Annotated in this window: 18 protein-coding genes; 6 read left to right on the forward strand and 12 right to left on the reverse strand. The window is 50.1% G+C overall.

The features are described from left to right. Positions 1-18: 18 nt before the first annotated feature. From L0Y31_RS16870 to hisC, 5 genes are all read right to left on the reverse strand, one after another. Positions 19-240 carry a VF530 family protein gene (locus L0Y31_RS16870; protein ID WP_234734251.1) on the reverse strand — a complete coding sequence of 74 codons (222 nt, stop codon included), beginning with the start codon at positions 238-240 and terminating at the stop codon, positions 19-21. 50 nt (positions 241-290) lie between these two features. Next, positions 291-2,489 carry a B12-binding domain-containing radical SAM protein gene (locus L0Y31_RS16875; RefSeq protein WP_234737192.1) on the reverse strand — a complete coding sequence of 733 codons (2,199 nt, stop codon included), beginning with the start codon at positions 2,487-2,489 and terminating at the stop codon, positions 291-293. A 55-nt stretch (positions 2,490-2,544) separates the two neighbouring features. After that, entirely contained in the window at positions 2,545-5,868 is a 3,324-nt protein-coding gene (locus L0Y31_RS16880) for a UvrD-helicase domain-containing protein (RefSeq protein WP_234734252.1), read from the reverse strand. Between the two features lie 100 nt (positions 5,869-5,968). After that, positions 5,969-6,508 (reverse strand): hypothetical protein, encoded by a 540-nt coding sequence (locus L0Y31_RS16885; protein WP_234734253.1) that lies wholly within the window; start codon positions 6,506-6,508, stop codon positions 5,969-5,971. Between the two features lie 95 nt (positions 6,509-6,603). Next, a complete protein-coding gene (gene hisC, locus L0Y31_RS16890) occupies positions 6,604-7,686 on the reverse strand; it encodes a histidinol-phosphate transaminase (protein ID WP_234734254.1) in 1,083 nt (360 codons plus the stop codon). Positions 7,687-7,833: 147 nt separating this feature from the next. On the opposite strand from hisC, the gene L0Y31_RS16895 reads away from it, so the two are divergent. Then, positions 7,834-8,286, forward strand: coding sequence for a hypothetical protein (locus tag L0Y31_RS16895; protein ID WP_234734255.1), 453 nt, complete (start codon positions 7,834-7,836; stop codon positions 8,284-8,286). A 3-nt stretch (positions 8,287-8,289) separates the two neighbouring features. Here L0Y31_RS16895 and hisD read toward each other — a convergent pair whose 3' ends face one another. Together hisD and hisG are read right to left on the reverse strand one after the other, a co-directional pair. Further along, positions 8,290-9,564, reverse strand: coding sequence for a histidinol dehydrogenase (gene hisD / locus L0Y31_RS16900; RefSeq protein ID WP_234734256.1), 1,275 nt, complete (start codon positions 9,562-9,564; stop codon positions 8,290-8,292). A gap of 65 nt (positions 9,565-9,629) precedes the next feature. Next, positions 9,630-10,490: an ATP phosphoribosyltransferase gene (gene hisG, locus L0Y31_RS16905; RefSeq protein WP_234734257.1), complete on the reverse strand. Its 861-nt coding sequence runs from the start codon at positions 10,488-10,490 to the stop codon at positions 9,630-9,632. 337 nt (positions 10,491-10,827) lie between these two features. Here hisG and L0Y31_RS16910 point away from each other — a divergent pair, with 337 nt between their 5' ends. The 3 genes from L0Y31_RS16910 (at position 10,828) to corA (ending at position 16,272) form a co-directional block, all read left to right on the forward strand. Continuing rightward, a complete protein-coding gene (locus tag L0Y31_RS16910; RefSeq protein ID WP_234734258.1) occupies positions 10,828-13,890 on the forward strand; it encodes an amidohydrolase family protein in 3,063 nt (1,020 codons plus the stop codon). A 3-nt stretch (positions 13,891-13,893) separates the two neighbouring features. Then, complete coding sequence (locus L0Y31_RS16915; RefSeq protein WP_234734259.1) at positions 13,894-15,213, forward strand: amidohydrolase family protein; 1,320 nt, start codon at positions 13,894-13,896, stop codon at positions 15,211-15,213. Between the two features lie 108 nt (positions 15,214-15,321). Further along, positions 15,322-16,272 carry a magnesium/cobalt transporter CorA gene (gene corA, locus L0Y31_RS16920; RefSeq protein ID WP_234734260.1) on the forward strand — a complete coding sequence of 317 codons (951 nt, stop codon included), beginning with the start codon at positions 15,322-15,324 and terminating at the stop codon, positions 16,270-16,272. On the opposite strand, the gene L0Y31_RS16925 is transcribed toward corA, so the two are convergent. Continuing rightward, positions 16,267-17,136: an endonuclease/exonuclease/phosphatase family protein gene (locus L0Y31_RS16925; protein ID WP_234734261.1), complete on the reverse strand. Its 870-nt coding sequence runs from the start codon at positions 17,134-17,136 to the stop codon at positions 16,267-16,269. The genes corA and L0Y31_RS16925 overlap by 6 nt on opposite strands. 113 nt (positions 17,137-17,249) lie before the next feature. On the opposite strand from L0Y31_RS16925, the gene L0Y31_RS16930 reads away from it, so the two are divergent. Next, entirely contained in the window at positions 17,250-18,542 is a 1,293-nt protein-coding gene (locus tag L0Y31_RS16930; protein WP_234734263.1) for a S41 family peptidase, read from the forward strand. Between the two features lie 7 nt (positions 18,543-18,549). On the opposite strand, the gene L0Y31_RS16935 is transcribed toward L0Y31_RS16930, so the two are convergent. From L0Y31_RS16935 to L0Y31_RS16950, 4 genes are all read right to left on the reverse strand, one after another. Continuing rightward, positions 18,550-19,056, reverse strand: a complete 507-nt coding sequence (locus tag L0Y31_RS16935) for a thioredoxin family protein (protein WP_234734264.1) — start codon at positions 19,054-19,056, stop codon at positions 18,550-18,552. Positions 19,057-19,077: 21 nt separating this feature from the next. After that, a complete protein-coding gene (locus L0Y31_RS16940; protein ID WP_234734265.1) occupies positions 19,078-20,793 on the reverse strand; it encodes a M14 family metallopeptidase in 1,716 nt (571 codons plus the stop codon). 96 nt (positions 20,794-20,889) lie between these two features. Continuing rightward, on the reverse strand, positions 20,890-23,058 hold the full coding sequence (locus L0Y31_RS16945) for an FUSC family protein (RefSeq protein WP_234734267.1): 2,169 nt from the start codon (positions 23,056-23,058) through the stop codon (positions 20,890-20,892). 69 nt (positions 23,059-23,127) lie between these two features. Then, the gene (locus tag L0Y31_RS16950) at positions 23,128-23,610 is read right to left on the reverse strand and encodes a DUF1905 domain-containing protein (protein ID WP_234734269.1); all 483 of its coding nucleotides are present in this window, start codon (positions 23,608-23,610) and stop codon (positions 23,128-23,130) included. 385 nt (positions 23,611-23,995) lie between these two features. Here L0Y31_RS16950 and L0Y31_RS16955 point away from each other — a divergent pair, with 385 nt between their 5' ends. Continuing rightward, positions 23,996-25,615 (forward strand): S8 family peptidase, encoded by a 1,620-nt coding sequence (locus L0Y31_RS16955; RefSeq protein ID WP_234734270.1) that lies wholly within the window; start codon positions 23,996-23,998, stop codon positions 25,613-25,615. The last annotated feature ends 14 nt before the right edge of the window (positions 25,616-25,629 follow it).

Consider the following 25,629-nt stretch of genomic DNA (forward strand, 5'->3'; position numbering starts at 1 on the left):
ACTACGTTCTTTGCGTGATTAGTTTGCCTTCATCCGCAGATAAAGGTCTTCTACTTTCTGACGCGCCCAGGGCGTTTTGCGCAGGAAGGTCAAACTGGATTTTATACTGGGATCGTGCGTAAAACAGCGGATGTTAATCCGATAACCCAGTCGCTCCCACCCATAATGATCGACTAGTTCAATCAGAATTGATTCGAGCGTTTTGCCGTGCAGCGGATTATTGGGTTGCGTATTCGTCATTGTTAAATGGGTCAACAAAGAACAAATATAACTCAATCTGCAAGATCTACTTACACAATCAATAGTCCATTCTCCCGCAAGCTCCGCCACGCTGGCGACTGCTGCCAAACCTCAAAAGGCCCCAGTCCAGCCCGTTCGAAGTCGGCTTTTAACTGGTCAAATAGGTAAGTCTCCTGATTGCTGATCAGCAGCTTAGGCATTGTATTTTCGAGCCAGTCCGCTTGCTGAATACTGGTTTCCATCGCCCATTCAGCTTTCTTGCTGTAAAAAACCAGTTCAGCCTGCTCAACGCTCTTTTTGCCTTTTTTTACCTCCACCACCGAAATACTTGGAAGACTTCCTAACCAAATTACCACGGCATTAGGCCGGGGACTGCTTTCTGTTCCCTGACGCAGGCTGTTCTGGATATAGGTGCGCGGAATGGTTGTGGCGGGCGTTTTAAAATCGAACCAGCTCTTTAGTGGAAACTCAAAACAAACGCCGTGCATGTAATTGAAAAGCGATTTCCGCAGCCCTTCCGAAAAAGCGCCATGATCGCAGCCCAGCGGATCGGCATGATCCAGGTCATTATCGGCAAAAGGCCCAACGTCCGGTCCAATTCGCATGACATCAAACTCCGCCGGTTGCAAGCCTACGGGGCTATGCGCCGTCATGGCAAAGCGGTGCCAGAAGCCCGATTGCACCACTCCCGCCTCGAATAGCTGCCGCACCATTTCCAATGAATCGATGGTTTCCTGGGCGGTTTGGGTTGGGAAACCGTACATCAGATACGCATGCACCATAATGCCCGCCCGCGTAAATCCATCGGCCACGCGCGCTACCTGTGCTACCGTCACGCCTTTTTTCATGCGCTCAAGCAGCCGGTCAGACGCCACTTCCAACCCACCAGAAACGGCAATGCAACCCGATGCTTTCAGGAGCAGGCACAAATCCGCCGTAAAATTCTTCTCAAACCGAATGTTCGTCCACCACACAACCGTCAGCTTCCGCCGGATGATTTCCAGCGCCAGATCGCGCATGAGGGCGGGCGGAGCCGCTTCATCGACAAAGTGAAAACCGTTTTGGCCCGTCTGTTCAATGATTTCTTCGATGCGGTCACAGAGCAGCGCCGCCGTCATGGGCTCGTAGCGTTTGATGTAATCCAGCGTTACATCGCAGAAGGAACATTTTCCCCAGTAGCACCCGTGGGCCAGCGTCAGCTTGTTCCAGCGTCCATCGCTCCAAAGCCGGTGCATCGGATTGACAATTTCGATAACCGACAGGTAATCCAGTAGGCGCAAATCACTGTAGTCGGGGGTCCCGGTATCGCGCTGGGGTACGTCTTTTTCTTTGGCTTTGTTAAAGTACGTCACTACGCCGTCGGTGCGCGCATAGACCCGCTTCAACCCATCCCGATCCCGCTGCCCACCCAAATATTCCAGCAACGAAAGCAAAGGCGCTTCGCCGTCGTCTAGACAGATGTAGTCGATGAAATCAAAAACGCGGGCCTCCCGCAGTGAACGAAGTTCCGTGTTGGCGTATCCTCCGCCCATAATAACGGCGATGTGCGGGTAATGTTTTTTCAGGTATTGACCGCATTTGAGTGCCCCATACAGATTACCCGGAAACGGTACGGTCAGGCAAACAACATTGGGCTGCCACTGTTGAATGCGTTGCTCAAGCAGCTTCGTCAACGTTTCGGATACGCGTGTATCGGGGGCGAGCAAAGCCTCGTGCAATTCATCGAAATGCGTTGCCGAACGGCCCAGGCGCTCGGCATACCGACTAAAGCCAAAATGCGGGTCTACAGCTTCGGTGAAAAGATCGGCCAGGTCTTCGAGGTAAAGCGTGGCTAAGTGCCGCGCCTTATCGTGAATGCCCATCGTTCCGAACGCCCAATCCAGATCGTCAAGCTGGGCAAATCGAGAAGCTTCGGGTAAATACGTCCGGTCGCAAATGCTATGCGCCAACGTCGGATTTTTATGCTGCAGAAACCGGATAACCGGCTCAATGGTACTGATGTAGTCGTCCCGAAGCGAAAAGATTCGGTAGCTGTTTTCGGATAATTCGCAGTCCGAAGCATCTAGTTCAGCGAATAAATCGCGCAATCCTCTCCGGGAAAACAAATCCAGAATGACCTCAATCCCCAAGTCAACCTGATGCGAAACGTACCCCATGGTATTCAGGAACCCTTTCAGGTAAGCTGTTGCCGGATACGGTGTGTTAAGTTGAGTAAAAGGAGGAGTAATAAATAAAATGTTCTGTTCCAAGACGCTACCAATGCTTCGTTCCAACCGCAAAGGTAACGCTTTTGCCAAAGCCGACCTATTGCGAAACCGTTAGTACCTTTACTACCGGCGTTACGTATACAACACGACCTTCCACGTGTTCGTGCCCCATTTGCTGATACAACTTTACAAATGAGCGCAGGGTACTTTGGTGCGACTCTGTGGCCGTTTCGTCGTCCTGGTAGTTCACCAGAATCACCTTCCCCGGCAGGTGAACTACTCGGTGCAAGCCTCCTTTTTTGTTTCCCTTAGGCAGTAAAACAGGGCGGTTTCCGTCGCTTCGCAAGCCGGGAACATACAGCGCGGCCAGTTCTGGATGCGCTATCGTTTGCTCTAACGCGGCTTTGAGCTGATCGGCTTCAGCCGCCCGAAGCCTTCCTTCCGCCACCATTCGCCGGATAGTTTGCTCAATGCAATCCGGTGTTTTGACCAGCGCCAGGGCCGTGCAGAGTTTTTGGCCCCATTCGCGACTCTGCTCAAAATCGGCCTGCATGGCATCCGACAAGCGTCGGAGTTGCAGCGACCGGTTTCCCTCGCGGCTGTGCGCTGCCACGGCCAGCGGATTTCCTGCGGTCGTTTTGGTCTGTTTTCGGCTAGGCACAGTCTGGCATTTGTGCAACGAATAACTCAACTGACCTTCCTGCCAACAAGCTCCACCCCGCAGATCATTCAGGTAATTAAACAGCCAGAAATCAATGCCTTCCCGGTTAATAGGCTTCCCGTCTTTTGCTTCGTATTTATTCTTGGTCGAAAGGATATACAGCCGGTCGGTTGGGCGCGTGAAGGCTACATACAGCATGTTCATGCACTCGACAAAGGTGCGGTATAACTCGTCGTGGTACTGCAACGACAGGGGCGTATCGACCAGGTCTTTTTTCAGCGTCACTGAAGCCGCCATAAGCCGCCGCATGGGTATGTCTTCCGTTGGGGGGCACACCAGCGCATCCAGTTCGTCCATATCCGACAAATCCATCCACATCGTATCGTTGTTTCGTGGCTTGCTCGACCAGTCGGCAAAGGGAACAATGACCACCGGGTATTCCAGCCCCTTCGACTTATGAATGGTCGTGATCGTTACGGCATCGCTGTCCGCGGGCGCTGTTACCGAAATTTTGTCCTGCGCCGTTTCCCAATACACCAGAAAATCGGCCAGGTGGCTGCTAAAGCGGGCGCTAAATGTCAGGACTTCATCCAGAAAGCGGAACAGATAGGCACAGTCGCGTTCGTTGTCGAATAAGTTGTAGTACAAAGCCAGCTTTTCGGCCAGTTCATACACACTCAACTGGGTCAACGATAACGGTTCCAGTGTTTCTTTCGTAATGGGCGATGAAATGTAGCTGAATAGCTGGTACATATCATCCGACTTTGCCCGCTCATCAATGTGATTGGTTAACTGTTCAACCGAAACATCAGGTTTTACTAGACGGTGATAGAGAAACAACAATTCGTATCGAACCAGCTTATTATCAGGCTGATGAAGCAATTGCATCACACAGGTCAGAAACCGCACGCGTTCCGACGACATCAGCGTCAACGAATCTTCCGAGGTGAGGGGAATCTTATTTTTTTCCAGAAAATCGGCCAGTAAACGCGCGTTTTTCTTAAATCGGCAAAGAATAGCGATGTCGCTGTAACGGTAACCTTCGGCTTTTGCCTTTTCGATCAACTCCAGCGTACGGACAGCCATTTGCTCCCCCAGGTCAACCGCATCATCTTCACCTTTTTCGGGCTTTTCAAAAAAATCCAGTTGCACGTGTCCCCGAATCCCGACTTTACTGGCTGCCTGCTTGAATTCAGCGTCAAATACCTCCGTTACCTGCTCATACTCAGTGCCCTGATATTGCTCCGCCAGAAAGCCAAAAAAGTCGTTATTAAACTGGACAATGGATTCGGCACTTCGCCAATTGGTGGCCAGCCGATCCGGATTCAGATAAGGGCTCAAGCTAAAAAGCCGCTCCTGCGTCATTTGGCTGTCGGCGTTGGCAAGCAAGAGGTTGTCTAATTTCTTGCGATGGAGCGCCACAATCTGGTCCATATCGCCGCCCCGGAAGCGGTAAATCGCCTGCTTCGCATCACCTACCGCCAGATTGAACCGCTCGTATCCCAGGTTATTTTCGATCAGGGGCAGAAGATTCACAAACTGAAGGCGGGACGTATCCTGAAACTCATCAATCAGAATGTGGTGGTATTTTTCGCCCAACCGCTCATACACAAACGGCACCGGCTCGTTAGCGACCACCTTTAATATCAGCCGGTTAAACTCCGAAATGTGCACCCGATTTTGCTCGCGCAGCAGCTCATCGCACTCCTGTTTGATTTGCTTGAGTAACGAAATTTTCTGAAGATGCTGCTCAAGCAGGTTAAACAGAATGTAATCATTCCGCAACTTTTCTATTTGCTCGTGACTGGCAATCAGATCGGCTTTTATGCCTTCCAGTTTTGCCCGGGTAATCGGGGTCGCTGCTTTGCCAAACCAAGTGTCGCCTTCCAACGCCTGCAAGGCGTAGCTCCCAGCGCCTTCGTCGTATTTGTGCTCTTTTGCTTTTTTCTCGAAATACCCGCCAACGCCGCGCCCACCCTGCAAGAAATCAGTTGTCTTTAAACCCGCCTGGTCGATAATGCCCAATGCGGTCTGGGCAATGGCGCAGATGGCCGGTTCAGTCACCTTGCGTTTCTCGATCAACTGAGCGCGAATTTGCCGAAAGTCTTTCGGATCTAAATCCGCCAGTCGCCGCACAAAATCATAGTTTCGGTCGCCGAGCTGGTTTCTCGAAAATTCCACCAACGTTCCAGCGAGGCCGTTCCAGCTTTTTCCATCAGCGGCCTTTTCCAGGTAGAATTCCTCGATGGCTTCCGACAGGTATTTATGATCTTCCTGGCCTACTTTTTCCAGCAATCGCTCAATGGCTGTTTGCAAAACCGATTCGGTTTCCATCTCGACCTCAAACGTGTAAGGCAATTCCAGATCATCGGTGAAAGCCGATACTACCCGTTGCACGAAGCTGTCGATGGTTAATACGGAGAAAGAAGAGTAATCGTGCAGGATAGCGTGGAAAACTTCTTTAGCGCGTTTCTGGATGGTAGCAGGCTCGATAGTCGCCAATTCAGCTTCTGCCGCGATCGTTTTCAGCATCGAATCCGGGTGGCTGTTCGCGATTCGTTCCAGTTCTTTCAAGATTCGCTCCTTCATTTCGTTGGCCGCCGCATTGGTAAATGTTACCGCCAGGATATGCTTGAACTGAAAAACCTGAAACGCCTCTTTCTCGGATTCCGCACGGTCCCGCAACGCCAGTTTCAGGTATTCCTTGGTGAGCGTGTACGTTTTGCCGGAACCGGCTGAAGAACTGAAAATCTTAAACATACTGAAAGTTAACAAGAACGACGCAAATAGAAAAAAGGAGGGAAAAGAAAGAGGTTTTGCGTCCTCTTTCTTTTCCCTCCTTTGTCCGTCTTTTTCAGACTTATAAATTAAACCGTAAGCCTATCCCCGATTGAACATTGACGAAGAAAATGGCCGGAACAACCTCGGCGTACAAGCCTGTCTCAATAAAAATGGACGTAGGTTTGTTGGGCAGAAAATATTCAAGACCGGCTACCGCTGACCCGCCAATACCGATGTTTTTGTTGTAATCTACTGACTGACCGCGCTGGTTGTCAGGATAATACCGCCGGGATGTTACCTGTCCGCCGAAGCCGTAGTAATAATGCAGCGTCTGCGATTTCCCAACTTCGCCATGCCACAAGTAATGCCCCTGGATGACTAGTCCCACGTTTTTAAACCGCCCCCGACGGTAGCTACGGACGTTCCCGTATAAGCCGCCGTAGGTGCCTACATTCAGGTCAAAAGCGTGATTTTCACCAAAATACTTGCGAATATTCACCCCGGCAGGCTCTCCAATGCGGAAACCACCCGCCCAGTTATTGTACTGCGCCTGCGCCTGGTTAGAAGTTCCCAGCCAGCCTAATAAAGCCAGCATCATTACGCTACTTAATTTTTTCATGTTGTCACGGTTTGTGTAAATAGGACACGTTCAGGACACTTTACCCTCACGTTTTTTAGCGGTGGTTGTTTGCCACTTGTGCTTGTAAGACGTATTTAGAACGTTGTTGTCACCGTTTCAGCGTATTGTTTTAGGATATCCATCAGGTGTTCGTTTTCTGCTTCGGTTCCAACCGTGATCCGCAAACAACCTTCGCAGCGCGTCACCCGCGAACGATCCCGCACGATCACCTGGTGTTCAATAAGATAGTCAAATATTGCCTTGGGATCATCAAATTGCACCAGTAGAAAGTTGGCATCTGAATGGTGAATACGGCGCACCAGAGACGAAGCAAGCAGTTTTTGGTGCAGATCCGTACGCTGTTCCAGGACTTCAGTTACCATTTTATCTTTATCCCCTACATGATTCAAGGCTTCCAGCGCCAGTTCCTGGGTGGGAGCGCTAATGTTGTAAGGCGGCTTGATTTTGTTCAGTATCTGAATCAATTCTTCGGAGGCAAAACACATTCCCAAACGCAAGGCAGCCAGCCCCCAGGCTTTCGAAAAGGTTTGCAGCACGACTAGATTTGGGTATTGGTCCAGCAAAGCAGTCATACTTTCCGTTTCGGCAAAGTCAATATAGGCCTCATCCACAATAACCAGTCCTCTGAACGCATTCAGCAGCGTCAGAATCGTTTCGCGCTCGATTAAATTACCGGTTGGATTATTCGGCGAACAGACAAAAAGCAGCTTTGTGCTTGGTTGAATGGCTTCCAGAACGGCGGGTAGATCAAGCTGGTAATCCGGCTTCAGCGGAACCTTGATGATGGCCACATCATTGACTGAAGCACTGACTTCATACATGCCATAAGTTGGCGGCAGAATCAGGATCGAATCTTTTCCCGGCGTACAGGTTGCGCGTACTAGCAGGTCGATAGGCTCATCAGAACCGTTCCCCAGGAAAATCTGGCTTGGTCGAACGCCTTTCAGGGGCGCGAGCCGCTCTTTGATGGCCCACTGGTAAGGATCGGGATAGCGGTTATAGGTATGCTCATTGGGGCCGGATTTGCCAGCGGAGCCATATGGATTTTCGTTCGCATCCAGAAAAACGCCTTCTTTACCGGTGTATTCGTCCCGGGCGGATGAATAAGGGGTCAACGTCAGGATGTGCGGGCGGAGAATATCTTGTAATCGAAACATGTGCGTAAGACTATTCTGCAAATATATCACGCTTATTCGGGTCAGGCTAGTTTCCGGCTCGACTTTCGTCCCATGCCTGTACTTTCTTAAACTGTCCTCGCCCAAATTGAGTTACAAGAACAACGCATACACCAAATTAATCACACCATGAATACGATGCTGAAAGCCATTGCCAGCGGTTTTGCCGGAGCCTGCGCCCTGACTTTACTCCACGAAACTGCCCGCCGTTTTATTCCCGAAGCACCCCGGGCCGACATCTTAGGAATGCGGGCTATCGCCAAAGGATTGAGAGCCGCCGATCAGGAGCCGCCCGCCGATCCGGAACTACATACGCTCGCCCTTGGCGGGGACATTCTCTCCAACTCGATTTATTATAGCTTGATTGGTGTTAGCCAGGGCAAAGGTGTACCCGTCCTGGGAGCAGCTTTGGGCGCGTTGGCTGGTGTAGGAGCCGTGACTTTGCCGGGACCAATGGGGCTGGGAACGGCACCCAGTTCGCGCACACCCGCTACCGCCGCCATGACCGTTGGCTGGTATTTGTTCGGTGGATTGGTTGCGGCGGCCGCCTACGAATTCCTTGACAAGCAACTGGAAGACTAATAATTAATACGATTCCAGCGACTTTAACCGCAAGGTCACCGCGTGTTTATGGGCATCCAGCGATTCTGCTTCGGCCATAATTTCAATGGTCGGGCCAATCAGCCGGATCCCTTCTTCAGTAATCTGCTGAACCGTAATTTTTTTAACGAAGCTATCCAGCGAAACACCGCTGTACGCCCGCGCAAAGCCGTTGGTTGGCAAGGTATGATTCGTGCCTGATGCATAATCACCGGCTGATTCGGGCGTATAATTTCCTAGGAAGATCGAACCGGCATTGTAAATCCGGTCGGCAACAGCCTCGGCGTTTTCAACGCTCAGGATCAGGTGTTCGGCTGCATAGGCATTTAGCAGGTCGATGGCTTCATCTTCCGTTTCTACCAAGATGGCCCGGCTGTTCTCGATGGCCTTCACCGCGATTTCCTGACGGCTCAACCGCTGCAACTGCGTAATTAAGGCAATATTGACCATTTCGACCAGCTTTTTACTGGTTGAGATCAACAGCACCTGACTATCAACGCCGTGTTCGGCCTGGGAAAGTAAATCAGCCGCCACAAACGACGGAACCGCCGAATCGTCGGCATAAACCGCCACTTCAGAAGGACCAGCGGGCATATCGATGGCAATGCCTTCTTTGGCTACCAGCATTTTAGCCGCCGTTACGTATTGGTTTCCTGGGCCAAAAATCTTGTAAACCTGTGGTACACTTTCCGTCCCGTAGGCCATCGCCGCAATGGCCTGAGCGCCACCAATGCGAAATAACTTGGTAACACCCACCAGTTTAGCCGCGTACAAAATAGCTGGGTGGTCACTAGGCGTACACAAAACCACTTCCCGACAACCGGCCAACTGAGCCGGAATGCCCAGCATCAATACTGTACTGAACAAGGGAGCCGTCCCGCCCGGAATATACAAGCCTACCTTTTCAATCCCCACGCTTTTGCGCCAGCAGGTTACGCCCGGCATGGTTTCGATTTTCTCGATGGGCTGCTTCTGCGCTTCGTGAAACGTCCGAATGTTGGCATACGCCTGCTGGATGGCCGCTTTCAGGTCGTCCGATAGCTGGCTTTCTGCCGCCTCAAGCTCGGCTTGGTCAACGGGCTTGCCAGTATACGCGATCTTGTCGAACCGCTGCGAGAGTTCAGCCAAAGCCCTGTCGCCCGACTCGCGCACTTGCGCCAAAATGGGAGCAACCGCTTTTTCGATGGTTTCGGTAGACTGCACGGGCCGCGCCAGCAAAGCAGGCCATTCAGAACGGGAAGGTAGGGACGTAATTTGCATAAACAGGACAACGAAAAAGGGCCCAAGCAGGAAGCTTTTCCAGCCTCCTACCCCACTCTTTTTTACTAATAAATCATTTTTTCAATAGGGATAACCAGAATGCCTTCGGCACCAGCCGCCCGAATGGCCTCAATGTTTTCCCAAAAATCGTTTTCATTCAGAACGGAATGCACCGACGACCAGCCTTCCGTAGCAAGCGGCGTTACGGTTGGGCTTTTCATGCCCGGTAACAGCGCCGTGATTGTCTCCAACGACGCGTTGGGTGCGTTCAGTACGATGTATTTATTGTTTTTCGCAGCCTGCACCGATTTAATACGGAACAGCAGTTTGTCAACTAGCTGCTGCTTATTTTCAGCCAGAGCGGGTCTACTAACCAGAATGGCTTCGGAGCGAAAAATGGTTTCTACTTCTTTCAAACCGTTGCTCAACAGCGTACTTCCCGACGAAACAATGTCGCAAATTGCTTCGGCCAGTCCGATTCCTGGCGCAATTTCCACCGAGCCGCTGATTTCGTGAATTTCTGCCGAAACGCCTTTATCCCGCAGGTAATTACCCAGTAAACGTGGATAGGAAGTAGCGATATTTTTGCCGGCCAGGTCGTGCAGTCCACTCCAATCGGTTCCCCGAGGAATGGCTAGTGACAAACGGCATTTTGAAAAACCCAATCGGTGGATTGTTTCCACATTCCGGGCGGTTTCAACGGCGACATTTTCGCCGACAATGCCGAGATCGGCAACCCCATCCTCTACGTAACCCGGAATATCATCGTCCCGTAAAAACAAAAACTCAGCCGGGAAATTAGACGAAACCGACTTTAGCTTTCCGGTGCCATAATCGAACCGAATACCACATTCTTTAAATAACTGGTACGAATCTTCACTCAGACGACCGGATTTTTGCAGCGCAATACGTAGCACAGAAGACACTTTCTATTGAATCAGTTTTTTGAGTTGCAAAGGTATGAAAAAAACGGCGCGCGGACATGAAGAAATCACTTCCTGACTGTGAGGGCCAAACCAGCGCCTTTGGGAAGAACAACGAACGGTCAACCTCATTGATGGTAAGCCTTTTATTGACAACAAAACTAATCCTCCAAAATCAACCTTTTAAAAACTTAATATTTCCTTGATTAGCAAAATTAACTAGCTGAGTAAAACGCGATTCGGAAAATAGTATTCGGTGGATAGCCAATTAGCGGTGGGGATTGCGTAAATTTGTTACCGCTAGATAAGTTATCCAAAACAATTTTATCAACAACCTTACATGAGGAAACCTTTCTTAACCGCCTTGCTGGCCATGGGCCTCATCCAGGCCGGCTGGTCGCAGGTTACGTTTCCCCGGAACGGTGTCTACGACGAACGACCGGGCTTGTATGCCTTCACCAACGCAACTATTATTGTCGATCCTCAAACAACCCTGGAAGGAGCTACCCTGCTGATTCGGGACGGGCGGATCGAAGCCATTGGCAAAACGGTTACCATTCCCGCCGGAACAGTGGTTGCGGATCTGAAAGGAAAACGCATTTATCCGAGCCTGGTTGATATTGATTCGGACTACGGTATGCCCGAAATCGTGCGGGCCGGCAGAGGTAATCGCGGGGCAGCACCTCAGTATGAATCCAACAAAAAAGGCGCTTTTGGCTGGAATCAGGCCATTCAGCCCGAAACAGACGCCAGTCTGCTCTTCAAGGTGAACAGCGAAAAAGCAACCGAACTGCGTAAGCTAGGTTTTGGGGCCGTGGTCTCTCACGCCCACGACGGTATTGCGCGGGGAAATTCGGCTCTGGTTACGCTGGCGGATGATCGGGAAAACAACGTGGTACTGAAAAGCCAGGTAGCCGGGCATTATTCCTTCAGCAAAGGCACCTCAACGCAAACGTATCCGAACTCGCCGATGGGCGCGGTGGCGCTGCTTCGCCAGACCTACTATGATGCGAAATGGTACAAGCAGCCATCCAAGAAAAAAGAGGCAAACTTATCCCTGGAAGCCTTTAATAGATTACAGTCGCTACCTTCTATTTTTGAAGCCAATGACCGACTAGGCATCTTGCGGGCCGATAAGATCGGGGATGAATTTGGCATTCAGTACATCATTAAAAGCGGCGGGGATGAATACGCCCGGATCGACGAAATCAAAGCAACGAAAGCGCCCCTAATTGTTTCGTTGAACTTTCCGCAGGCGTATGATGTCGAGGATTCCTGGGATGCCGATGTGGTTACGCTGACCGAAATGAAGCACTGGGAGCTGGCCCCTACTAACCCGGCAGCACTCGCGCAGGCAGGTATTCCGTTTGCCCTGACCACATCCAGACTGCGGAACAAAACAGAATTCTGGGCTAACCTTCGCAAAGCCATTGAAGCGGGTTTGCCGGAACAGAAGGCCCTCGAAGCCCTCACAACGGCCCCCGCCAAGCTGCTGAAAATCGACGATCAGGTAGGATCGCTGAAAACAGGCATGGTAGCCAACTTCCTGATTACGACAGATAATCTGTTTAGCGCGGATAATGCTATTCTGGAAAACTGGGTATCTGGAACCCAGTATGTTTACGGCAATAAAAACGCAATCGACGCGCGCGGAACCTACAACCTGACCATCGGGAATGTAAGCAATCTGAAACTAAACGTAACGGGTAAACTGGATAAACCCGAATACCAGATTACGCAAAACGATACGACAAAGCTCTCCCCTAAGGTTTCGTTGAGCGACAACCTGATTTCGATTCAGGTACAACTGGATAAAAAGCAGCCGGGCACCACGCGCCTGACGGGTTACCGCGAAGGCAACACCCTGAAAGGGGAAGGCGAAATGCCGGACGGCAGCCGCGTAAAATGGTCGGCAACGCTCGCTTCGGCCTACAAACCGGAAGCCCCAAAAACCGCATCGAAAGAGGCGAAGAAAGCAGAGCTGGGAGCCTTGTCTTTCCCATTTGTTGGAATGGGTAATACGGAAAAACCGAAAGCCGAAACCATGTTGATCCGCAATGCGACGGTTTGGACCAACGAAAAAGATGGTGTGTTGCAAAACGCGGACGTGCTGGTTCAGAACGGCAAGATTTCGCAGGTTGGCAAAGGGTTGAAAGCGCCTGCTGGTGTTAAAGTCATCGACGGAACGGGCAAACACCTGACCAACGGCATCATTGACGAACACTCCCACATCGCTCTGGCTTCGATCAACGAAGGTGCCCAAACCAGCTCCGCCGAAGTTCGGATGAGCGACGTGGTTGACTCGGAAGACATCAATATTTACCGGCAATTGGCGGGTGGGGTTACCACGTCGCAGTTGTTGCACGGCTCGGCCAATTCGATTGGTGGTCAGTCGGCCCTAATCAAGCTAAAATGGGGCGAATCGCCAGAAGGCTTGTTGATTAAAGGGGCGGATGGTTTTATCAAATTTGCGTTGGGTGAAAACGTGAAACAGGCGAACTATCCCAATCCAAACGTATTGACTCGTTTCCCACAAACCCGCATGGGGGTTGAGCAGGTTTATTTTGACCACTTCACCCGCGCCAAAGAATACCAGGCTAGTTGGGATGCTTATAATGGTCTGAAAGACAAAGAAAAAGCCAAAGTTGAGGCTCCTCGCCGCGACATCGAACTCGACGCTCTTTCTGAAATTCTGAACAAGAAACGCTTCATTACTTGCCACAGCTACGTCCAGTCGGAAATTAATATGCTCCTGAAAGTAGCCGACTCGCTGAAGTTCAAAGTCAACACGTTTACGCACATTCTGGAAGGCTACAAGCTGGCCGATAAAATGGCGCAGCATGGCGTGGGGGGCTCGACCTTCGGTGATTGGTGGGCTTACAAAATGGAGGTGAAAGACGCCATTCCGTACAATGCGGCGTTGATGCACCGCCAGGGCGTTGTCGTTTCGATCAACTCGGATGATGCCGAGATGGCCCGCCGCCTGAACCAGGAAGCCGCCAAAGCCGTCGAATACGGTGGCATTGCGGAAGAAGATGCCTGGAAAATGGTCACCCTGAACCCGGCGAAACTGCTCCACCTTGACAACCGCCTGGGCTCTATCCGCGCGGGTAAAGATGCCGACCTGGTTCTGTGGAACAACCACCCGCTGTCGATCTACGCCCGTCCCGAGAAAACAATCATCGACGGAGCCGTTTATTTTGACCTGGAGAAAGAAGAGCAGAAGCACGAAGCCATGCAGAAAGAGCGGGCGCGCCTGATTCAGAAACTGCTGACCGCTAAAGCAGGGGGTGCGTCAACCGCCCGCCCAACGTTCCGCCGGAGCCGGATGTGGCATTGCGAAGACGTAGAAGGCATCATTGCCGAAGGAGAAGAGGAGTCTAACCAGCAGGAACAGAAGTAAGCCATGAAAAAAACGATCATCACCCTACTTTCTGCCTTTGCGCTCCTAACGGGTGCGAGGGCGCAAAATCCTGCCGCCGCCAAGCCTCAAACCCGCACCATCGCCCTCACCGGCGCTACCATTCACGTGGGAAACGGGCAGGTTATTCAGAACGGAACCATTGTTTTCGATAAAGGCGTCATTACGGCAATCGGCGAAGCCAGCACCCCAACCAGCGGGGCGGAAGTTATTAATGTAAGCGGAAAGCACATCTACCCCGGCCTGATTTCGCCCGCCTCGACGGTGGGTTTGCAGGAAATCGGGGCGGTTCGGTCCACGCTTGACTTTAACGAAGTGGGCTATATTAACCCAAACGTTCGGGCGTTGATTGCCTACAATACGGATTCGGAAATCATCCCAACCATTCGCAACAACGGGGTTTTGCTGACGCAGGCGATGCCGATGGGCGGTGTTATTTCGGGAAGTTCGTCGGTGATGCAAGCCGACGGCTGGAACTGGGAAGACGCCGTTTTGCACAAAGATGACGGCATCTGGATGAATTGGCCGGGTTATTTTATCCGGGATTTCAACTTTGAAGATTTTTCAGCCAGCCTGAAGAAAAACGAAAAACGAGAAGAGGCGCTGAACCCATTGCGCGCCACTTTTGCCGATGCGAAAGCGTACATTGAGCTTAAAAACCCAACGCCAAAAAACCTGAAGTTTGAGGCCATGCGCGGTCTGTTCGACGGCACGCAGAATCTGTATATTCGGGTTGACTACAGCAAGGACATCATTGAGTCGGTTCGCTTTGTCAAGGAGATGGGCATTAAAAAACCGGTTGTTGTTGGCGGCGAAGACGCGGCCCGCGTGGTCGATTTCCTGAAAACGGAGAACGTGCCGGTCATTTTGAGCGCCTTACACCGTCTGCCTACCCGCGACGATGAAGCCGTTGATTTGCCGTACCGCCTGCCAAGTATTCTGCAAAAAGCGGGTGTCACCGTTGCCCTTAGCTACGCTGAAGAGTGGTGGCGCACCCGTAACCTGCCTTTCCTGGCGGGAACGGCCTCGGGATTTGGCATTACCGACCGGGAAGAAGCGTTAAAGCTGATTACGTCTAATACCGCTAAAATTATGGGTATTGATAAGAAGGTTGGGACGCTGGAAAAAGGAAAACATGCCACGCTGTTTGTCTCTAAAGGCGATGCGCTCGACATGCGGACCAACGTTGTGGAGCAGGTATTTATCCAGGGTCGGAATGTCAATCTGGATGACCGCCACAAGCGCTTATACCATATCTACAAAGATAAATTTAGCCAGGAAAAGCCGCTGGCCGAGAAAAAGTAATAATTCGTTAAGTTCTTACAACCGGAAAGCGGATCGACGAAGTGTCGGTCCGCTTTTTTTCTATCGCTGCCGAAGCCTTAACTTTGGTCAAAATTAAGGCCAGCCTGTATGATCCGCATCTTCCAGCAAGACGAAACCGCCGTTCGAAAAGTCAAAGACATTGAATCGTTTTCCAATACCGAACGCACCCTCTGGGTCGATTTGCAGAACCCTTCCAAAACAGAGATCAAAAGCGTTGAAGAAAAGTTTGACGTTGATTTTTTGTCGCAGCAGGAACAGTTGGAAATCGAAAGCAGTTCGCGGTATATCGAGGAAGATGAACACCTGATTGCCAACTCCAACTTTCTAATTCCCGATAAGGAGCAGCGTTACATTAACGTGCCGGTCAGCTTCATGCTCAAGGACGATGTGCTGTTTACCTACCGCCACGCCGACCTGAAATCGTTTGCCGATACGGTCAAGAAAATCAAATCCCGCCGGGCGGTTTTCGACGACGGGGCGCAGATTATGATCAACATTTTCGAATCTCGCGTTGATTATGATGCCGACTTAATCGAAGCTGTTTCGCAGGAGGTCAAGGCCATTAACCGCCAGTTGGATCTGGATGCCAAGCTGGATAAGAAGATGCTGCTGCGTATCAATGACTACCAGGAATTGACAATGCTGATTCGGGAGAATGTAGTTGATAAACAGCGCGTTATTTCCGCCATGATCCGCTCCGACGGCTGGTTCAATGACCTGGAACAGCGCCGGCTTCGCACGCTGATTAAAGACATTAATTCCCTGATCGAACACACGAATTTCATTTTCGAACGATTGGAATTTTTGCAGGATACGTTTCTTGGTTTGGTCAATCTTGAGCAAAACCAGATCATTAAGATATTCACCGTTCTATCGCTGGTGTTCCTGCCGCCCACGCTTATTGCCAGCATCTACGGAATGAATTTTGCCAATATGCCCGAAGTGAACTGGCAGTATGGCTACCTGTTCGCTATTGGACTGATGGCTTTATCTTCGCTCGTTACGATCTGGATATTTAAAAAGAAAAACTGGCTATAACTTCACCGGAATCGACAGGCGGCTCAGCACGGGCCAGTGATCCGACACGAAGATGTTTTCTTTCATGATGGGCAGGTAATCGTGCCGCTTTACGTCGATGCCGGGGCCTACAAAAATAAAGTCGATGGCTGCCCCGCGCTGGTCGGTTTTGAAGCCATTGAACGTGGTCGTGCCGCCCGTGTGGGCTTCTTCGGAGAGTTTTTCGGAATTAGTCAACTTGAAGGCCGCGTCTGTCGTCAAGGTCTGAACGGCTGGCGAAGTTTCCGGTGTGTTGAAATCGCCCGTTAGGATTACAGGCAGTCCTTCGCTCAATTCGTTGATCTTTCTAATCAGTAATTTGGCGCTGTTCTGCCGGGCCTGCTCGCCCACGTGATCGAAATGGGTGTTTATCACAAACAGCTTCGTTCCCGACTGCTTATCCCGAAAAATGCCGTACGTGGCGACCCGCATAATGGCCGCGTCCCAGCCTTTGCTACCGACTTCTTCCGGGGTTTCCGACAGCCAGAATGTGCCTTGCTTCTCGATCTCAAATTTGCTCTTCTTGAAAAAAATCGGCGCAAACTCACCTTTGGCTTTTCCATCCTCACGCCCGACGCCAATCCAACTATAATTTGGCAATTGGTCTTGTAGATCGGCGATTTGCCCGGCTAACGCTTCCTGAACGCCCGCGATGTCTACGCCATAATCGGCCACGGTTTTCGCGGCTATTTCCTTGCGGTTGGGCCAGGCATTCAGACCATCTTCGGTCGTGTTGAAGCGAATATTGAACGACATCACGTTCAAGGTCAGGAACGGCTTAGGCGTTTGCTGGGCAAAACCTATTAACAAATTACAAACTAGAAAAACAGTCAGCAAAAATCTCATAAAGTCAATAAATACGAAAATTACTTTTTATTACTGTATCATTTTCAACCGTTCTACAAATCCACCTGGTACCTTTAGGGCTTGTTAGGTGTAAAATCCCAACCATGATCTTAATGAATTTACGACTAGCGTTGATTTTCGTCTTTTTTACGGGTATTTCGCAGGCACAAACCAGTTCTTATCTGGCAGACCTGAAGGCGCTGAAAACTGTTTTACAGAAAACACCGTCCTACAAAGATCAAATAAAAGGCGATAAACTAATGGCCTACGATAATTTATACGAGCAATTGCGCGCCGATTCGTTGAATCCCCCAACTAGTTACCACTATTTTTACAATCTATCGCAGCTTCTTTTTCCACTGCGCGACAATCACCTGGCAATTTATCAAGTCCCTGATTACAAAATCTTTAAAACAAAGGAGGGCATCGAAAAATTTGTAGCAAGCCAGGAGTTCGCTGAATACCCAGTCTGGCATACCAACCTCGATTCATTAAAAGCCGTTTTAGCCCAAAAACCAGCCGAGTCCGTCGAAGGAATCTATTATTACGACAAATTTTATACGGTTGGTCTATTCAAACATACAGACAAGGAATACATCGGTGTTGTGTTGGAGTCGGCTATCAATCTGTGGCAAAAAGGCCAGATAGCTATTCACCTATACGAACAAGGCCCCAATTTATTCAAAGCTATTTATGGCCATCCATTAACCAAGAAGTTTTTTCTTTATTCCACCGAAAAGTACAAAAACTATACATTAGTAAATGCGCTTTTTTACGGTTCTTACAACTCGACGGCTTACTCCAAACATCTTGGTCAGGTTGATTTTGTAAACCTTCCTCCGGCTACTCCCAAGTTTCAATCGAAATGGCTCAATAAAGACATTTTCTATATCAGAGTTGGGTCTTTTCAGCTTAACCAATCAACCAGACAAAAATCAAAGGCATTTTATGACACGATTCAAAACAAACTCACCACTCCAAACCTAATTTTAGATATAAGGAACAACGAGGGCGGAGCCGAAAGTGCGACTCGAAGTTATCGGAAACTGCTGAAAAAATATGCCAGAAAAGGCAACATCTACGTGTTGATCAATAACGGTACGCTGAGTCAGGCTGAAATTTTCCTGCTAAAACTAAAAAAGTGGAAATCGTCAACGGTTGTCGGTCAAACCACGAAAGGAATGCTGACCTACGGGAGCAACTACGGGAAACGGGAAAAGCTACCAAGCGGAAATTTGGAAGTTTACCCGACCGATATGCAAGGCACTAAAAAACTTCTACAATACGAAGATTATGGAATCGAGCCTGATATTACTCTCACAAATACGACTGACTGGATCGATCAGGTTGTGGAAATAATACAAAAAAAGTCAGGAACACCTGTCCTGACCCATATTACTAATTAATGACCTCTTACTTTGTATACGACTTGGGATCAATAGCCCTGGGCGACCAGTTGTTCAGAAACTCCCCGACCACTTTGGGACTGTGACCCTTCCCTTCTTCCAGATAAGCCGAATTCTGCGTATGCAGGCGGTTGCCTTTGCCGTCTAGTACCACAAATACCGGGAAGCCAAAACGCTGCGGGTAGCCCAATTGCGCCAATGCTGCCTCATTTTTGTTCTCCGGACTGTAATTGAGGTGATACACCACGTAATTTTTGTCCAGCAACGTATGCAGAGTCGAATCCGTAGTGGTCAGGTTGTTGAAGCGCAGGCACCAGATGCACCAGTTCCCGCCGATTTGCAGCAGCACGTGTTTGCCTTCTTTGCTGGCCTTATCAACCGCCGCTTTGATGTCTTTCTGAGCATCCGCTTTCGGATCGTAGATGCGGGGAGCTGGAGCTTTGGCCGCCTCCTGCGCTTGCACACGGGCCAAGCCAAGCAAGAGAACGGATAAAGTAAGCAGTACTTTTTTCATGGTTGTTTATAGGATTTTGCGTTACTGAATTCGATACACGGGGTACCGGTTATGCGTTTTTTCGTAATAAGGCGAATTTCGGTAAATAAAGTCAAGTTGCGCGGCGGCGCTTTCGGCAAATGCTTTATCGGCCGCTTTGCGCTCGTCCAGTTTTTTGCGCACTTCGGGATGCGATTTCAGGTATTCGGCGGCTACATCTTCAAAAACGTAGCTGGAAAAATGCTCTTTCTGACCTAAAATTACCTCAAAGAAATTCCAGGCAAAAAACGAGTCGGTTCCCTGCGGTTCCAGCGTTTCAATCAAATACCGATTGGCCACCTGATTGGTACTGATTAATACGTCATTCTTGTAAAATTGAATTTTCTGCTCTTCCTTCCGAACCTCAACGCCTGTGTGGACATAATGTCCTTCAAACGGACGCGGCGCATTTTTATAGTCGGTGATGTAGTACGTTTCCACCGTGACCAGCGAGTCTTTCGGTAGGCGTTGTAGTTTGACCCCATTTCGCTCCAGCCGACTAATCACCTCCATCCAGCCTTGCGGAATCAGGTAGGCTTTGGGCTTTTCGATCTGCACCGCCGGAACAAAATGATTCCAATAGGGAATTTGCTTCGTAAACGGAGCCGAACGGTCGTACCACAAGCGCCGCAAACCCGAAACGTCGCTGGGCTTATACTTCGCCTCGAAGCCATTAAACCGGATAGACTCCCCTTTGGCTTTGTCAATTTTCCAGGCGATAGCAAACGTGGTTTGCTCCTGAAGGGCTTTATCCGCTTTCTGTTTGTTTGCGATGAGTTGCGACGCGTCCCGCTGTACGATCCGCACCGCCTCTTCCATAAACGCCCGCGTTCCCCGCACCCGCGACGGATAGTCTTTCAGCATGTGCAATTCCACCACAAAGCCAATGCAATTAAACAGCGCCGCGTATCCCGAACTGTAGCGTGCCGCATCGTTGAATCCTTCAATGCCGCTTTCCGGCGTATTCGAAAAGTTATTGACGTAAGGCACGGGCTCAAAACCACGTTTGGTCAGCGCTTGGTCCAGTTCGGGTTGCAGTTTCTGGGTCATGTAGCCCGAAACCGCCGGGTGCAACTTGTCTTTCTGCGTAGCGAAGTAGGTTAATATATGCTGGTAATCGGCTCCGTTGCTGGTGTGATTATCGACCAGAATATGCGGTTTATAGGTCTGAAACATCCGCTGCCAGGATTTTGCCTCCTCGCTGTCGGTTTTGATAAAATCGCGGTTCAAATCGTAATTTCGGCTATTCCCCCGAAAACCGTATTCAATGGGTCCATTTTGATTGATTCGCGAAATTCCGCGATTCAGGCAGCCGCCAACGTTGTAAACCGGAACGATCAGCAACAGCACATTTTTGGGAAGCGTGTTGGCTTTCAGCATGTCCCGCGCCCAAAGCATGGTCGCGTCGATTCCTTCCGGCTCACCGGGGTGAATGCCGTTGTTGATCAGAACCGTTACTTTGTTAGAGGTCGCCGAGAAATTTTTGTCGGCCGAAACGAGAAAAAGGTGCAGGGGCTTACCCGCATCGGTAGGGCCAACTTCGATGAGTTTAGCCTGCTCGTATTGCTGGTCCAGCGCCTTGTACCAATCAATGATTTCGGCGTAGGTGGCTGTTTCCTGAAAGTTGGTTCGTTCGTAGCGGGAAACCAGCTGGCCCGGCTTTTGCCCAAAAAGCAAGGCTGGCATTAAACAGGCAAGCAGTAGGAGAAATTTAGACATAGTTGACGAAGTAAAACGGCAGGTAAATCAGATTTAAGCAAAAATAGCCCTGCGTTACTGATTGACCAAATAAGCCTTGCCACGTTTTGAAAATGGCTATTTTAATACCGCCGTTGTTACTTTCGCGATGTCTGTACTGACCCGCTGGATAAACTCCAACTGCTCTTTCAAAAAGTGTTCGTCAGTGTTCAGGCTGCTTTTTTCAGGGGAAGAACTTTCCGCAATCAATGGCTCAGCCGGGAACGGCGTCCGGGTTGGGTCGAACTTTTTCAGGCTTTCCTGAAGCACACCGAGCGAACGCCGAACCGGACGTAAAATATCCTCCTGGGCAGTGGGCAACTCTTTGCTGGCCAGTCCCGAAGTCAGGGTGGCAATGTTTGACGTGAGCAGGTGATTTAGCACCACAAACTGGTGGATTTCCTTTCGGTTCCGCTGTTTGTTCTTAGGCTCCGAAATCATGCGCTGAAACGCCGCCGACAAGTTGGCCGAACTAACATAAACCTGTTTACGAACCAGTTTATAATCCACCAGCTTAACGGATTTACCAGACAACTGTTCGGCCAGTTTGTGCAGGTAATTAATGTTGGCGTCGAGGACTTCCTGCATAAGCTGGGTCAGTTGCTCCGCCTCCCAGTCGGGGAATAGGAGATAGCTCGCCAGAAAAGCAATAACCGATCCCAGCAACGTATCCAGCACGCGCTCCTCGGCAACGCCCCAGAACCCAACTCCCATCATACTGAAGAGAATGAGAATAAAAGGCGTCATAAAAAGCACCATAACGATGTAATTCGTCCGCTGGAAGCTATACGAAACAATCATGAATACCACCAGAAACGCAAACCGAATTGATTGGTCCTCGACCAGCAAAAGCACAGTGACCCCGATCAACCCACCCGCCAGTGTCCCGATGATGCGTTGCACGTTTCGTTCTTTGGTTAAGCTAAAGCCTGGTTTCAAGATTACAATAATGGTCAGCAGCACCCAGTAACTATGGGGACCGTGATTTAATAACCGAACAACAATAAACCCAACCAGACAAGCCAAGGCCACCCGAACCGCGTGGTGAAATACCACCGACTGCTTCGTAATGTTGTCCAGAATGGATTTCGGGTCAATCGCCTGGTGGGAGACAAAGCGATTCATTTCCAGATGCGTAAGTGACACCTGTTGTCGGGACTGCTGGGCATCAAAATAGACCAGCATGTCCGTGTATTTCCGATTAAGCACCCGCAGGTTCACCAGAATTTTTCGGAGTACCAGATTGCTCGCTGTTTTATCTTCCTCGCCAATGGCGTCGATGCGGGCTTTTAACTGTTCAAGCTGCGGTATAAAATCGACTTTCCGGCGGTACGGCAAATTGGATTGAATGGCATACCCCACCCGATCGAACTCACTAGCCATCTGGCTAATTAAAGCCGATACGTCGCTCAACAAACCTGTTTCCCCGAAGCGCTCCCGAAGCAGGTTGTAGTCGTAGTAGGTTGCCGTAATCTGTTCGTATAAATCCACCGAATCCACAAACGTCAGCACGAGTGCCCGCCCCGTTGGCGACGATTCTTTGACCAGCTGCCTCCCTTTAAACAAGAGTTCCCGCACGGCATCCTGCTTCTCGCTGACCTTTACCTGCTGGGCTACCAACAGGCGATAGTCGTCCGTCAATGTCGTTTTTTGATCGTAAAACCGGGCTTTTATGGCCAGAAACTGGGCAATCTCGCGAATGCTTTCACCTAGCGCCTGCCGGGCCGAACGGTAAGGCTGAAGCCGGTATAGCAACAAACTCAGGCACGTATACCAAAGTCCACCAAGCAGTACCAGACCACTTTGTAACGGCACCTGCGTCAGCTCACCGGGGCGGTCCATGAACAACACCAGCGACAAGAGCGCAGCCAACCCAACGGCGGCAGCCCGGTTGCCATAGACATTGAACATGGAAAAGAAAAAGGTCAGAAGCAGCACTTCAGCACCCAGAACATAGCCGTTGAGGCGGGCAAAACCCGTCACGAGCGACACGGCAAAGGCAAAGCCACAACTGGCCAGCATTCCATTACGCCGGTGGTGAACCGGCCCCGGCGCATCCGCTATACTCGCAAATACGGCCCCCATCGATAGGGTAACGCCCGTCTGAAACTGGCCTAAATTGTAAAAAATAAGGGAAGGGACAAGCAGCGCAAACGTCACCCGTAAGCCATCCGAAAAATACTGGCTTAACAGAAAATGCTTAATCTGATGAACTTGTTTGGTCATTGCTGCGTCAGAGGCAGTCATGTGGTGTGGTTGTCCCTGGAATTTGTACTTCTCTAATACAACTAAATCGATCCCGGAGAGTTCCCAAAACTAAGTATGTTCTTTACCAACCTTCAGCCGGTCAATCATCTTAATGGCCCGATCAATGCGTACCTGAACACTTTTGGCACCATCTACATAATAGAGAATGGCCCGCTGCCTGCCGGGGGTCAGCGCGTGAAAACGCCGATTCCCTTCCTCATCGATCAACAGGAGTTCCTTTAGCTCGTCGGGCATCTTCCGGCCATACTCGCTTTCGTCTTTTCGAATAACAACCTTCACTTTCTGCCCTAGTTTCAGCTTCGCCTGCGCCCGAATCGGCGTTCCAACGCTGATGATAAACGTGCCATCTCCTTTGGGCATCAGCGCACAGTGAAACTCCACTTTGTCGTCAATGGAACACAGGATTCGCGAGACATTTTGGCTGATGAATGGCTGGGAAGCCTCGCTGGGTACATCGATGTAATGAAGGCCGCCACGCGCTGTAAAACGGTCCAGAACTGATTCGAAAAAGATAGCCTCAACGGATTCCATTTGGTAAACTACTTATTAGTAAATACAGCACTGAGATATACTTTTCGCCTCAAAACCCATCGGCAATATATTTGAATTCGGTGTATGGTCTGCAAGTAAGGCTGGATTTATCGCGTCTTAGAGGATCGCATAAAGTTTACCCGTTGGCTAGATCCGGCCACTCAATGAACCAGGCCGTCGCTTGGGACGGGAAGCTGAAGGGGAGCCATTCTTCGAAGGCCCTATGCCTTACCGTAAATTTTCCTTACGTTTTACTGAATAAGGTCGCTATCTTGCAACTAGACAGAATTAATATTTGGTAGGATTTAGTAAATAAGTGCGCCATGAAACGCGTTGCTTAATTTTACCGTTATACCAAAAGACTATCTCTTCTTTGATTAAATATATGGCCTTTAAGAAGTTCGTTTTCCACGTATTTAGTTTTTCTACAGCCCTCCTTCTGGGAACAGTTGCTAGCCAGGCACAATCCAAACAGTGGTTCCATCTTGATCCTAAAGCAGATACAACGCTGGGCGTAAGCACCGACCGAGCCTACCGCGAATTACTGCAAAACCGCAAGCCTACGCCCGTAATCGTTGCCGTGATCGACGGGGGCATCGACTCAACCCACGAAGATTTAAAGCAGATTTTATGGACGAACCCCAAGGAAATTGCCGGAAATGGGATCGATGACGATAAAAATGGCTACGTGGATGACATCCACGGCTGGAATTTTATTGGCGGTAAAGACGGGAAAAATGTGCATTACGAAACAGCTGAGGTAACCCGCCTATACGCGCGTCTGCGCACCCTTTACGCGGCCAAATCCCGGGCTTCTTTGAAACCAGCTCAGCAGAAAGAATACGATCAGTACGTAAAGCTCAAGAAAGAAGTCGAAAGCAAACGCGCTGAATACCAACAACAATACGAATCAATCAATAGCTTTAACAGCCAGTTCCAGATGATTACGGAACTGTTGAAAAAGGCCCTGGGAACTACTAAACTGGACACTGCCGCGCTGAATAATCCCTCCATTGAAAACCCAATGGTTAAGAAGCAGGCTGGTGCGATTTATGGCCTGCTGGCCGAGCAAGGTTATACCGACGTTGAGGCGTTGCAAAAAGAACTGGGCCGGACTCTGGAAGAATTAAAATCACGCGTGGATTTTGCCTATAACCCCGACTTCGATACGCGTTCCATTGTGGGTGATAACCCGGATAATGTGAATGAAACCGCCTACGGAAACGCCGACGTTATGGGGCCTGATCCCATGCACGGCACGCACGTAGCCGGTATTATCGCCGCAGACCGCTCCAATAATTTGGGGGTTCAGGGCGTAGCCGATCAAGTACGCATCATGGCCGTTCGGGCCGTGCCTAGCGGTGATGAACGCGACAAAGACGTTGCCAACGCCATCCGCTACGCGGTTAATAACGGAGCGCAAATTATCAATATGAGCTTCGGAAAAGATTACTCACCCCAGCGCAAAGTGGTTGACGAAGCCATGCGTTATGCGCTGTCAAAAGGTGTACTGCTGGTTCATGCGGCAGGTAACGACAGCAAATTACTGGATACAACGGCTAGTTTCCCCTCGGATCGGTTTATGGACGGGTCGGCCATTCCCAACCTGATTACGGTGGGCGCAACGACTCCCCGCAACGACAAAGGATTGGTGGCCCCTTTCTCGAATTATGGCCGTAAAACGGTGGATGTTTTTGCACCGGGTTCGGCCATTTATTCAACAACGCCTGGTAGCCAATACGAAAATCTGAGCGGCACGAGCATGGCTGCTCCGGTCGTTGCCGGGGTTGCTGCGGTGCTGAAATCGTATTTCCCCAAGCTGAATTATGCCGATTTGAAGCGCATTATTGAGAAATCAGCCATTGTGTACCACACGCAAGTCATTCGTCCAGAATCAACGGAACTGGTTGACTTTGCCGACCTGTCAAAAACGGGCGCGGTTGTTAATCTCTACGAAGCAATCAAGCTGGCATCCGCCGAGGAAGCTGGCAAAAAAGCCAATTAATCAGCCATTTACAA

Origin of the sequence: Tellurirhabdus bombi, assembly GCF_021484805.1 — a bacterium.
In the GTDB taxonomy this organism is placed as follows: domain Bacteria; phylum Bacteroidota; class Bacteroidia; order Cytophagales; family Spirosomataceae; genus Tellurirhabdus; species Tellurirhabdus bombi.